This window comes from Streptomyces sp. GbtcB7 (genome assembly GCF_019091445.1).
GTDB classification, from domain to species: domain Bacteria; phylum Actinomycetota; class Actinomycetes; order Streptomycetales; family Streptomycetaceae; genus Streptomyces; species Streptomyces mirabilis.
This window is the reverse complement of the sequence record NZ_JAGXJM010000011.1, coordinates 79,835-92,602: the sequence shown is the minus strand read 5'-3', so window position 1 is coordinate 92,602 and position 12,768 is coordinate 79,835. Positions and strand designations below refer to the sequence as shown.

Annotated in this window: 7 protein-coding genes; 3 read left to right on the top strand and 4 right to left on the bottom strand. The window is 69.5% G+C overall.

Annotation, left to right across the window (positions count from 1 at the left end; translation table 11 throughout):
• Positions 1-6: 6 nt before the first annotated feature.
• Both KVT44_RS19435 and KVT44_RS19430 read right to left on the bottom strand, forming a co-directional pair.
• Complete coding sequence (locus KVT44_RS19435) at positions 7-2,661, bottom strand: cellulose binding domain-containing protein (protein WP_217567931.1); 2,655 nt, start codon at positions 2,659-2,661, stop codon at positions 7-9.
• A gap of 237 nt (positions 2,662-2,898) precedes the next feature.
• A complete protein-coding gene (locus KVT44_RS19430) occupies positions 2,899-5,820 on the bottom strand; it encodes a glycoside hydrolase family 48 protein (RefSeq protein ID WP_217567930.1) in 2,922 nt (973 codons plus the stop codon).
• 256 nt (positions 5,821-6,076) lie between these two features.
• Between KVT44_RS19430 and KVT44_RS19425 the strand changes: the two genes are divergently transcribed.
• Positions 6,077-7,549 carry a cellulase family glycosylhydrolase gene (locus KVT44_RS19425; protein WP_217567929.1) on the top strand — a complete coding sequence of 491 codons (1,473 nt, stop codon included), beginning with the start codon at positions 6,077-6,079 and terminating at the stop codon, positions 7,547-7,549.
• Positions 7,550-7,672: 123 nt separating this feature from the next.
• Positions 7,673-9,388 (top strand): glycoside hydrolase family 6 protein, encoded by a 1,716-nt coding sequence (locus KVT44_RS19420; RefSeq protein WP_217567928.1) that lies wholly within the window; start codon positions 7,673-7,675, stop codon positions 9,386-9,388.
• Between the two features lie 27 nt (positions 9,389-9,415).
• On the opposite strand, the gene KVT44_RS19415 is transcribed toward KVT44_RS19420, so the two are convergent.
• Positions 9,416-10,186 (bottom strand): phytanoyl-CoA dioxygenase family protein, encoded by a 771-nt coding sequence (locus KVT44_RS19415; RefSeq protein WP_254649595.1) that lies wholly within the window; start codon positions 10,184-10,186, stop codon positions 9,416-9,418.
• Positions 10,187-10,325: 139 nt separating this feature from the next.
• On the opposite strand from KVT44_RS19415, the gene KVT44_RS19410 reads away from it, so the two are divergent.
• On the top strand, positions 10,326-11,219 hold the full coding sequence (locus KVT44_RS19410; protein WP_217567926.1) for a trans-aconitate 2-methyltransferase: 894 nt from the start codon (positions 10,326-10,328) through the stop codon (positions 11,217-11,219).
• A 10-nt stretch (positions 11,220-11,229) separates the two neighbouring features.
• Here KVT44_RS19410 and KVT44_RS19405 read toward each other — a convergent pair whose 3' ends face one another.
• Entirely contained in the window at positions 11,230-12,651 is a 1,422-nt protein-coding gene (locus tag KVT44_RS19405; protein WP_254649594.1) for a glycosyltransferase family 39 protein, read from the bottom strand.
• Positions 12,652-12,768: the final 117 nt, after the last annotated feature.

Genomic DNA, 12,768 nt, shown 5'->3' with positions numbered 1-12,768 from the left:
ACTCGCTCAGCTCACCGTGCAGGTCTGATCCCCCAGCTTGAAGGACGTGGGTGTGGTGTTCGACCCCGTCCAACTTCCCGTGAAGCCGAAGCTCACCGACGAACCCGCCGCCACGTTCGCGTTCCAGGTCAGGTTCTTCGCTGTGACCGTCGTGCCCGACTGGGTGGCGTCGGCGTTCCAGGCCTGGGTGATCTTCTGTCCGTCCGCGAAGGCCCAGGAGAGGGACCAGCCGCTCCAGGCGGTGGTGCCGGTGTCGGTGAGCGCCACGTCGGCCTGGAAGCCGCCCGACCACTGGTTGGTGATCTTGTACGTCACCGCGCAGGCGCCCGTCGGCGGGGGCGTCGGATCCGTACCGCCACCCCCGCCACCGGTGTCGGAGCTGTCGCCGTAGATGATTCCGCGCCCGTTGGTCGCGATGTAGACGCGTCCGTAGATCCGCGGGTCTCCCGTGATCGCGCCGCCGGTCCAACCCCACTGGTGGGCGTCGTCGTTGATGCGGGTCCAGCTCGCGCCCTTGTCCGTCGAGCGGAAGATGCCACGCACCCCGCCGATCTTCGCGCTGGTGTAGAGCGTCTGGTACGAGGCGCCGGTCGCCGCCTTGCCGAAGCCTATGGTGTCGGCCTGGTCGACGTTCGACAGCTTGGTGAAGCTCGCGCCGCCGTCCGTGGAGTGCCACAGCCCGTACGCGCCGTCGCTCGCGCCGCCCGCCAGCCACACGTCACCCTTCGCGCCGGGCAGCGCCTTGAAGCGCACGCTGTCACCGCTCGGCAGGCCGGTGGCGGCGGAGGCGGTGAAGGTCGCGCCGCCGTCCGAACTGACGTAGAAACGACCGGACTTGAACCCGTAGAAGGTCTTCGGGTCGACCCGGTCCGACTCCACGAGCGCCCCGGACGGGATGCCGCCGGACGCCGACCACGACGTACCGAAGCCGGTCGTGTACTGCACCCCCGCGCCCGCCGGGCTCCACACGAAACGACTGCCGTCGGACGCCGCGGCGACCGTGCCGCCACCGCTGACGCCCGAAGGGTCGGTGCCCGCGAACCAGTTGGCGCCGTTGTCCGTGGAGAAGGCGATGTGCGGGCCCGAGTCGAGGTTGCCGACGCGCACCACCGTGTTCGGGTTGGTCTCGGCGTAGTCGAGGCTCGTCGTCGTGGTGAAGTTCGGCGAGGTGTACATCATCGACGGCACCTTGGTGAGGTCCGTGTGCCGGAAGCCGCCGATGTCACCGAGGGCGCTGAGGAGGGTGGCCCCGGAGGGGGGAGCGGCCAGGTCGTTGACGGCCGTCTCCTCCAGGCCCTGGACCATCGGCCGAATCGTGAACTGGCTGTTGCTGTCCCAGTTCGTGAGGTTCTCGGTGCCGTAGATCGTCGCACCCGTTCCGTACATCATCCGGGCGGAGTTGAACGGGTCGATCTCCAACCCCTCGGTCATCCAGCCGAGTTTGGGGGACTGCTCGGGGGGCGACGGGTTCGCGTTGAACGTCAGCCAGGGCACGGACGACACGTCCATCGTGTAGCGGTTCGAGCGGTTCGGGTACGAGGTGTAGTCCCAGGCCTTCGTCCAGGTGCCGCCACTGTCGGTGGATCGGAAGATCTGGGTGTCCGGCCACCACGAGCTGTACGCCGTGGTCATCACCGTGCCCGGATGCTGCCGGTCGACGGTCAGTCCGCTGAATCCGTAGTAGGTGTCGGCCTCCGCGACCGGGCTGATGTCCGTCCAGGTCCCGGTCCTGGTCGCGTACCGCCACAGCCGGCCCTTGCCGCCGTCGTACGGGCCGCCCTTGTCGCTGTAGGCGAGGTAGAGGTAGCCGTTCGTGGCGTCGAGGACGCCCTTGTGGGCGAGGTAGCCGGTGGGCTGTCCGGCGAGCCGGGACCAGGTCGCGCCGCCGTCCGTCGAGCGGTAGACCGCGTTGTCCTTGTCGGCGACCCCGACGTAGATCGTCTGCGTGGCGCTTCCGGAGGTGCCCGTGGACTCGTCGAAGGTCACCCACACGATGCCCTGGTTGTCGCTGGCGTAGCCGCTCGTGTCGGTCGCGTCCTGCACGTAGGTGCCGACGTTCGGGAAGTTGGTCACCTGCGACCACGTGACACCCGAGTCCGTGGACCGCCACAGACCCTTGCCGCTCGGCGCGCCGAGGTACAGCACGCTGTCCTTGCGGGGGTCGATCGCGAGGCGCTCGCCCATGCCCCGGCCCGGCATGTTCCCGCCCAGCTTGAAGGGCAGGTCCGTCCTCTGCCAGCTCGCGCCCCGGTCGGCGGAGCGCAGCACGGCACCGTTGCCGGGGTCCCAGCTGTTCGTGTAGGTGCCGACCGCCGCGTACACCTTGTTCGGGTCGACGGAGTCGGACGCGAGGCTGACCACCCCGGTGTGGCCCCACCGGTCCCAGCCGATCGAGTCCGTGAGCGGGGTCCAGGTCTTCGTCGACTCCTGCCAGCGGTAGGCGCCGCCGATGTCCGTGCGGGCGTAGGCGAGGTTCTTCTCGGAGCGGTTGAAGACGATGCCGGGGACGAAGCCGCCGCCGTCGATCCGGGCGTTCTTCCAGGTGTACGTGTCGGCGGCGAGCGTCGTTGTCGGGGTGCTCGCGGCGAGGGCGGACGGACTGCCCGCCAGCAGGCCGGCGGCCAGTGCCAGTACGGCCGTGAGGATACGGGTTCTTCGCACGGTGGGGTCCTCTCTGAAGGAGGGCATGACGACCGGGCGGCCCCCAGTGCGGGTGGGGGCCGCCCGGCCAGGCGGCCCCGTCGTCAGGTGACGAGACCACGCACGCGGAGCCTTCAAGCGGTTCCGATGAATCGCGGCCGGCAACCGCGCCCCGACAGGGGCGCGGGGAACTGCGCGACCGGCCACAACCGGCCCGCAGCTCAAGTACCGCCCGACCCGCGGAGCGCTCGGCGGGGACTATTCGAGAAGCTCCGCGTACGAGCCCATGGCCAGGGCGATGTCCGCCTGGGCCCAGAACCGGTGGTACGTGAAGGAGGGCGCGGCTCCGCCCGCCAGATAGGCCTCGATCTTCGACCAGTTCGGGTCGTTCTTGTAGAAGGACCTGAGCGAGGTGAAGGTCGACGTGGAGTTGATCGTGTCGCCGTTCGGCATCTTGCCGCTCCAGCCGGACGGTACGTAGACCGTGTCGTCGAAGCGGTTGTAGTCGGCGCGGGTCTCCGGGACGGCGATGCCCAGGCTGTCCTGGTAGTTGCTCCACATGCCGTCGAGGAGTGCCTTCGCCGTCGTCTTCGCCTGGGCGTTGCCGGACTTGGCGGCGTAGTACGACAGGGTCTTGGCGTATGCGGCGGCCACACCGACGTCGTTGGTGTAGTCGGCGACGGTCACGTGAAGTCCGGTGTTGGCGCCGGGACTTGAGGCGTTCCAGGTGTCGGGTGCGCCGGACCACTGGAGCGTGGAGGGGATCTGGTAGGTGCCGTCCGGGTTGATCGTGGTCTTGGACAGCGCCCAGGAGATCCACTTGTCGAGGATCGCCTTCGCGCTCGCGTTCCCCGTCTGCTGGTAGTACTCGGCGACCCGCTCCATGGACCAGGCCTGGAAGCCGAACCACTGGTTGGACGGCGGGTCGTGGTACACCGGCTGCTGGTCGTAGTACATGCCGTAGAAGGTCGGCGTCCCGGTCGGCGGGGTCGCGTAACGGCCCGCCCAGCTGTTGGTCGCGCCGCCCGCGATGGCGCCCTCGTTGGACTGCAGCCAGCGGTAGAACTCCAGCTGCCGGGTGAGGGAGGTGCTCCAATCGGCCGCCCCTGTCGAGGACTTGGGCTTCAGATCGGCGTACGAGCTGAGCGCGTACGCGGCCAGCGGGTTCTGGTAGCCGCCGTGGACATGGCTGGAGCCGATGCGCCAGGCCCAGCCCGCCGAGGTGTCGGTCGCGCCGCCCCAGGCGTAGTACCAGGAGAGCAGATAGTGCGAGGCGTCCTTTCCGGTGCCGGCCGCGCAGGTCGACGGGCCGACACAGTTACCGATCTTCTTGAAGTACTTGTCGTACATGGCGTAGCGCAGATAGTCGCCCATCTTCGCCGCCTTGCCGACGGTCGTGGACACATCGCCGCCCTTGCCCTGCGCCTTGGCCCATACGTCGGCCCAGTACGCGGCCTGCACGGCCCGCGCGTCGGCGTCCGGCGCGTCGGTGTACTTCCACTGCTTGGCGTACGAGGAGTCCCCGGTGAAGAGGTCCAGATAGCCGTTGGTGGAGCCGTACTTGAAGGCGTCGCAGGTCGGCTGCGGCACGGTCTCCCACACCGACTCCTGCGCGCCGCGCTGGAAGGTGTTGATGTACGACGGTCCGGTCGCGGTCGGTCCGGCCTCGCACTTGCCGGGCTCGTTGCCGTAGCCGTAGACGTTGTCGACGTCCTGGAGCCAGTGCATGCCGTACACGTCGTCCGTGCCGTACGCGCTCTTCAGCTCGGCCGCGATCGGGTCCGAGCCGACGGAGACACCGGTGTCGAGCTTGGCCGGGTACTCGTTCGGGGTGTCGAGTTCCGGCGCGTAGGTCGCGGGCTTCGAGGCGTTGTAGAAGGAGTTCGTCGGCTGGTCGGCGTGGGTGGGGATCATGTACGTCTCCATGGTCGTCCACGCGGCGTTGAACTTGGACCAGTCGCCGGTGACCTTCCCGTACATCGCCTGCAGCCAGATCAGATAGCTGTACGCCTCCGACGTCGTCTCATGACCCTGGTCCGGCGCCTCGACGATCAGCGTCTCCACCGAGTGGTAGGGGATGCCCTCGGGCGAGAAGTAGCCGTTCGCCGGGTTGGTGATCCTGCCGTAGAGGTCCAGGAAACGCGCGTCGTACGCCTTCGACGCGGCCAGCTCCGTCACGGTGACCGTCGCCTTGGCGTACCCGGTCGCCGAGGCCGTGAAGGTCGCGGCACCGGTCCCGGAGGCGTCGGCGGTGACGGTCACGTTCTGTGCCGTGTTCCAGTTGGCCGGGGTGAAGGTGAGCGAGGCGCCGCCGGTCACGGACAGTCCCGTATTGCCGTCCGTACGGGCGGTTGTCACCGTCACGTTCGCGGCCGGCTGTTTCGAAAGCTGCACTGCGAACGTTCCCGACTTGCTCTGCTGGACGCCGAGTTGCGTCGGCGAGGCCACCACGGCGGGACCTGAGGCGACCGTGATGCCGACCGGTGTGGACGCCGCGGAGGCGCCCAGGCTGTCGTACGCCTTGGCCACCAGCGAATGACCGCCCACGGTCAAGCTGGAGGTCGACAGTGTGTAGGGGGAGCTGGTGTCCGTGCCCAGCAGGGTCGTGTCGTCGTAGAACTCGACCTTGGCGATCGTCGCGTTGTCGGCGGCCGCCGCGGTCGCGGCCAGCGGTATCGCGTCGCCCTGCGTGTAGACCGCGCCCGCGGCCGGGCTGGTCAGCACGGTGACCGGCGGCTGGTGGGCGCCGGTGCAGGTGGTGCCGTTGATCGCGAAGGAGGCGGGCGCCGTGTTGGTGCCGCTGTAGGTGAACTGCGCGCCGGTGGAGACCGCTGCCCCGGCGGCGATCGTCCCGTTCCAGGAGGCGTTCTTCGCGGTGACCGTCCTGCCGGACTGCGACCAGGTCCCGTTCCAGCCGCTCGTCAGTGTCTGGTTGCCCGTGTAGTCGTACGTCAGGGTCCAGCCGTTGATCGGGTCCGTGCCCCGGTTGGTGAGCGTGAGATCGGCGGTGAAGCCGGAGCCCCAGTCGTTGGTCTTGTAGTCGACGCTGCACTGAACTCCCGCCGCCTGAGCGGGAGTTGAGCCATTCGCGAGCATGGTGAACGGAAGCGCGAGGGCCGCCGCCACGGCGGTCCACAGACGCCGGGTCCTCCGGCGTCTGCTTCTGGAACTTGGGTGCATGTCCTGGTTCCTCCTTGCGGCTCGGAGAAGTGGGGGCGGAGCAGCAACAAGCCTTGAACCAGTGGGAGCGCTCCCATATTGGAGAGGGGGGTCGAAGGGGTCAAGGTGCTTGAAGAGTCGAAATTGTTCGATTGATCAACAGTGCGACGCCTCTGTCCTTTACCAGCACTTGGCGCTAACTTCATCCGCACCAGTGGGAGCGGTTCCATCAGTCGACGCGTCCGTCACGACGCGCCCGAGCTGTAAGGAGTCGCTCATGCGACACCCTCCGCGTTCAGGACTTTTAGTGGTCGGCGCCGCGGTCGCCCTCGTGGGCACCGCGATCGCGCCGGTCGTCACGGCTTCGGGAGCCACACCTGCGTGCACGGTGGACTACTCCGTCACGAGCCAGTGGGACACCGGCTTCCAGGGCGCCGTGAAGATCACCAACAACAGGGCCGCGCTCAGCGGTTGGAGTCTCACCTTCGACTTCGCGAACGGTCAGAAGGTCAGTCAGGGCTGGAACGCCAAGTGGTCCCAGTCCGCCACGACGGTCACCGCGGCCAACGAGAGCTGGAACGGTTCGCTGGGCTCAGGGGCCAGTGTCAGCGCCGGGTTCCTCGCCTCGTGGTCGGGGAGCAACGCCGTACCGACGACGTTCAAGCTCAACGGGACCACGTGCAACGTGGACACGGAGCCGTCGCCGACCCCGACGGATCCGCCGCCCACGACCGGTACGGCACCCAAGCTGCACGTCTCCGGCAACAAGCTCGTCGACGCCGACGGCACGACGCGGCGGCTGCTCGGCGTCAACCGCTCCGGCGGCGAGTTCATGTGCGTCCAGGGGTACGGCATCTTCGACGGCCCCGTCGACGACGCCTCGGTCAAGGCGATCGCCGACTGGAAGGCCAACACGGTCCGCATTCCGCTCAACGAGGAGTGCTGGCTCGGCCTGTCCAACATCAAACCGGAGTACGCGGGCGCCAACTACATCTCCGCCGTCAAGGACCTGGTCGCCAAGGTCGAGGCGCACGGGATGACCCCGCTCGTCGAACTGCACTGGAACTACGGGCAGTACACCGGAAACTCGGCGGGCTGCTCCGACGTGCACGCCACCTGCCAGAAGCCGATGCCGGACGCGCAGTACAGCCCGGCGTTCTGGTCCTCGGTCGCCAGTACGTTCAAGGACGACCAGGCCGTCGCCTTCGACCTGTTCAACGAGCCCTACCCGGACCGCGCGACCTCCACCACCGCCCAGGCGTGGGCCTGCTGGAAGGACGGCGGCACCTGCCCGGGCATCGGCTACGAGGTCGCCGGGATGCAGGACCTGGTCGACGCGGTGCGCGGCACCGGCGCCAGGAACCTGATCCTGGCCGGCGGACTCGCGTACTCCAACGACCTGAGCCAGTGGCTGACGTACAAGCCGAGCGACCCGACGGGCAACCTCGTCGCCGCCTTCCACACCTACAACTTCAACACGTGCGCCAGTGAGAGCTGCTGGAACTCGACGCTCGCCCCGGTGGCGGCCCAAGTCCCGCTCGTGGCGGGGGAGATCGGCGAGAACACCTGCTCCCACGGCTTCGTCGACACCGCGATGAAGTGGTTCGACGACCGGGGGCTCTCCTACCTCGGCTGGACCTGGAACACCTGGGACTGCTCCTCCGGTCCCTCCCTGATCTCCGACTACGACGGCACTCCGACGTCGTACGGAGTCGGGCTGCGTGATCATCTGCGCGCCCTCAACGGATAGCCGGCGCAGCAATCAGACGCACATCCGCGCAGGAATCACACGCACACCCGCGCAGGAACCAGACGCACACCCGCGCAAGAAGTCAACGGACACCCGCACAAGAAGAGATGGGAACCCGCACTCATGAGTCGTACCAAATCCGCGCTCTTAGGGGCGCTCGTCCTGCTCGCCGGCGCCTCGGGAACCGCCGTGGCGGCCGTTCCCGCGGACCCCGCCGGGATCGCCGCCATCCCCTGCACCGTCGACTACAAGGTGCAGAACCAGTGGGACACCGGCTTCACCGCCGCCGTCACGGTCACCAACAACAGCGCCGCCAAGACCTCCTGGGCGGTGAAGTGGGCGTACGCCGGGAACCAGAAGGTGACCTCGGGCTGGAACGCGAAGATCAGCCAGAGCGGCACCGCCGTCACCGCGGCCAACGAGACCTACAACGGGACGCTGGCGACCGGCGGTTCGGTCAGCTTCGGCTTCAACGCCTCCTACAGCGGCACCAACGCGCTGCCCACCTCCTTCACCCTTGACGGGGTGACCTGCAACGTCGACGACGGAAGTGGTGGCGGAGGCGGCGGAGGGGGCAGTGACCCCTCCGGGAGAGTCGACAACCCGTACGCCGGTGCCAAGGTGTACGTGAACCCGGAGTGGTCCGCGAAGGCGGCGGCGGAGACCGGCGGCAGCCGGATCTCCAACCAGCCCACCGGTGTCTGGCTCGACCGGATCGCCGCGATCAACGGGGCGAGCGGCAGCATGGGCCTGCGCGCCCACCTCGACGCGGCGCTCGCGCAGAAGGGCAGCGGCGAAGAGGTCGTCCAGCTGGTCGTCTACGATCTGCCCGGACGTGACTGCGCGGCCCTCGCCTCCAACGGAGAGCTCGGCCCGACGGAGATCGACAAGTACAAGACGCAGTTCATCGACCCGATCGCGGCGATCCTCGCGGACAGCAAGTACGCCTCGCTGCGGATCGTCACGACCATCGAGATCGACTCGCTGCCGAACCTCGTCACCAACACCGGCAGCCGGGCCACCGCCACCCCGCAGTGCGACACCATGCTCGCCAACGGCAACTACGTGAAGGGCGTGGGCTACGCGCTCGCCAAGCTCGGCGCGATCCCGAACGTCTACAACTACCTCGACGCCGGCCACCACGGCTGGATCGGCTGGGACGACAACTTCGGAGCGTCCGCCACCCTGTTCAAGCAGGCGGCCACCAGCGAGGGCGCCACGGTCGACGACGTCGCCGGGTTCATCACCAACACGGCGAACTACAGCGCCCTGAAGGAGAACAACTTCACCATCAACGACACGGTGAACGGCACCTCCGTCCGCCAGTCCAAGTGGGTCGACTGGAACCGCTATGTCGACGAGCTGTCCTTCGCCCAGGCCTTCCGCAACCAGCTCGTGTCCGTCGGCTTCAACTCCGGCATCGGCATGCTGATCGACACCTCCAGGAACGGCTGGGGCGGCACCGCCCGGCCCACCGGTCCCGGCGCGACGACCAGCGTCGACACCTACGTCGACGGCGGGCGCTACGACCGCCGTATCCACGTCGGGAACTGGTGCAACCAGGCCGGTGCCGGTCTCGGCGAGCGCCCGCAGGCCTCCCCGGCCACCGGGATCGACGCCTATGTCTGGATGAAGCCCCCGGGTGAGTCCGACGGCTCCAGCTCCGCCATCGCCAACGACGAAGGCAAGGGCTTCGACCGGATGTGCGACCCGACCTACACGGGCAACCCCCGGAACAACAACAACATGTCCGGCGCGCTGCCGAACGCCCCGCTGTCGGGGCACTGGTTCTCGGCGCAGTTCCAGCAGCTGATGACGAACGCGTATCCGCCGCTGTAGGGCGTCCGACCTGGTGATCCGCCGGGGTCAGGCCTCCTGGGCCAGCCCCCGGCGGATCGCGAACTCCACCGCCGAGTAGTCGCCGTCCGCCCGCTCCAGCTCGTAGGGCACCGCCGGATACAGCGGCGGCTGCGCCATGAACCGCGGGCGCGTGCCGTGGTGCGGCTGCGCCGCGTGCACCAGGAACGGGTGGCAGAGAAATACGTCACCGGGGCGGCCGGTGGCGTGGGCGAGCGGGCGGTGCGCGGAGGCCTCGGCCACCTTCGGACCGAGTTCGAGGAACGAGGCCCCCGCCTCGCCGTACGGCTCCAGGACCGGCGGCACGTCGAGGTGCGAGCCCACCCTGATACGGGTCGGGGCGTCGTCCTCGGTCACCTCGCTGAACAGGAAGAGTATCAGCAGGGCCCGACCCCGCGAGTGGAGGTTGGAGTGGTAGAGCGCCTCACCGTCGGGGAGGTAACTGCCTTCGATGTGCCAGCCCGCGTCGTCCGGCTCCTCCGTGTGCGGGAACCGCAGCGGGAAGCTGCCCAGCGCGTAGCGCGGCTCCCAGCGTCTCTCGCCGACCAGCAGATCGAAGGCCTGGTGCAGAGCGGGGGAGTTGGCCGCGGCGGCGAACGGGCCCTGCGCCATGCTGCTCACCCAGTGCACGGGGTCCTTCCAGGTGCCGGGGTCGTCCGGGTCGTACCCCGTCTCCTTCCACAGCAGCCGGGCGCAGCTCTCGGCGACGCGCGGCGGGAAGGCGCCCTCGATCTTCACGAACCCGTCCTCGAGGAACCGTTCCACCATCTCGTCGTCCATGGGGCCATGCTCGGGGACCGGCCGCTTCGGGCGCATCAGGTTTTCCGACCGCCGTTTTTGCTGTTCGCGCAACATCGTTGGCTGTTTCCGGGAGCCGAGGAGCACGCTGTGTACGCACCCGGACGAGAGGCGGACCACCATGGCACACGACCACCACGACCACGAGAACGCCCAGCACGCTCATGACCACACCCACATGGACTTCGCCCAGATGATCCCCATGCTGGAGCAGGAGGCGGAGCTGTTCAGCCCGCTCTACGCCGAGGCGGCGGGCTGGCTGCGGGACCAGCGGTCCGAGACCGGGCTGATCGTGGACGCGGGCAGTGGCCCCGGTGTCATCTCCTGTCTCCTCGCGGACACCTTCCCCGCGGCGCGGGTCGTGGCCGTGGACGAGGTGGAACCTCTGCTGGAGCGGGCCCGCGCCCGCGCCGACCGGCTCGGCGTCGGCGACCGCTTCAGCACCTTGCGGGCCGAACTCGGCGGCGGACTGGGTGACTTGGAGTACCCGACGGACCTGCTGTGGGCGAGCAGGTCCCTGCATCACGTGGGCGACCAGCGCGCCGCGCTCGCCGGTTTCGCGCGCGCACTCGCGCCCGGCGGCACCCTCGCCCTCATGGAGGGCGGCCTGCCCATGCGTTACTTCCCGCGCGAGATCGGCATCGGCCGTCCCGGCCTTCAGTCCCGTGTCGACGCGGTCCACGACGAATGGTTCGGCCGGATGCGGGACGAGCTGCCCGGAGCGGTGCGAGAGACGGAGGACTGGCCCGCCCTGATGACCGCCGTCGGCCTGCGCCACACGGCGACCCGCACCTTCCTCGTCGACCTTCCCGCCCCGGTCTCGGACGAGACGCGCGCCTTCGTCGTCACCTCGCTCACCCACCGCCGCGACTCCCTCGCCCCCGGCCTCGACGCGGACGACCTCGCCACCCTCGACCGTCTCCTCGACCCGGACGACAAGGCGAGCGTGTACCACCGGCCGGACGTGTTCCTGCTGACCGCGCACACCGTGCACGTCGCGGTGAAGCCGGAGTAGTCCCGTCCGGTCAGCATGTGCCGGGGCGCGCGTACACGGTGACCCGGGCACCCTGGACCCGGCGTGTGCCGCACTTCTCGAAGTACGTGGCCAGGACCCGCCGTTTGACGATCTCTCCCGGGGTCCCGTCGAGCGGCTGCCCCGCGGGATCGCTCACGGCGACGATACGGGTCGCCGTGATCATGCGGGCGCGGACGACCGGCGCCGGAACCTCGGTGCCGTACAGGGTGTGCGAGGCGGCCGGTGCGCGGTCGAGGGCCAGATCACGCAGCCCGCGCAGGGATCCGGGGTCGGGCAGGGACCACACCCGGCGCCGCGCCGGCAGGTAGAGGACCCCGTCACCCGGCGCACCGGCCTCGGCGACGGCCCGGGCGATCGCGCCCACGTCGTCGACCCGGCTCTGCGGTGTACGCAGCTGCAGGGTGACGGGGAGCAGCGCGAGAACGGCGGCGCCCGCGCAGGTCAGCGCCGCCGCGCGGGTGCGCCGGGCCCGGGTGAGGCGGTCCAGCGCCGCGCCGGTCAACAGGGCGGTGCCGCTCTGGCCGTAGAGGACATAGCGGTCCACATACAGAGGTGTGACCAGCGAGACCAGCAGGAGCAGCAGGGCGGGCAGGACGAGGAGCCCGAGCGCGAGGGCGGGCAGCCGGACGCCCCGGAGTACGCGCGAAGTGGGGTTCCGGCATACCGCCGCGCAGGCCAGGGCGAGGACGGCCGTTCCCGCGAACCCCGCGAGCGCTCCGGCGCCCGGTCTGCCGATCCACGACACCTGATCCGACTGCCGCGTACTCAGCACGGCGAGCGGCGCCACCGTTGCGAGGACCACCGCCGCCGCCCCGGCCCAGGCCCGGCGGGCGGCGCGTGGCACGGCGACCGCGTGCGCGGTGAGCGCCAGTACGGCGAACTCGTGCAGCAGCCCGGCGGCCACCAGCACCGCGGCGTAGGCGACCCAGGTCCGGCCGTCCCGGCCCGCCACCGCCCGCACCAGCAGATACGTCGCCCACACGACCAGCGCGCACACGATCGCGTACGACCGGCCCTCCTGCGCGTACCGCTGGACCTGCGGCAGCAGTGCGAAGACGGATCCCGCGAGGAGACCCGCGCGGGGTCCGGCCAGCCGGTGTCCGAGGAGGGCCAGCGTTCCCGTCGCCGCGGCCGTGGCGAGGACCGACGGGAGCCGGAGCACCAGGAGCGGGTCGAGCCCGCCGGTGACCTCGAACAGCAGGTGCATGAGCAGGTAGTACAGACCGTGTACGGCGTCGGCGTCGGCGAGTGTCGACCACAGGTCGGGCAGGGACCGCCGCGCCATGTCGTAGGTCACCGCCTCGTCCCGCCACAGGGCGCCGCCGCGCCGAACGCCCCACAGTCCGAGGGCGAGCGAGAGCAGGGCGGGAGCGTAGACCGTCAGTGGGGTGTGCGGGGCGGGCGACGACAACCGTGCGGGGGCGAGCGGCGGTCTGGAAGTGTGTGTGGTGGCGATGGCTGACTCCGGCGCGTGGTCGATGCCTCGCGGTCCCCTTCGAGGGACCCCGAGGACGTGCACCGTCGAGTC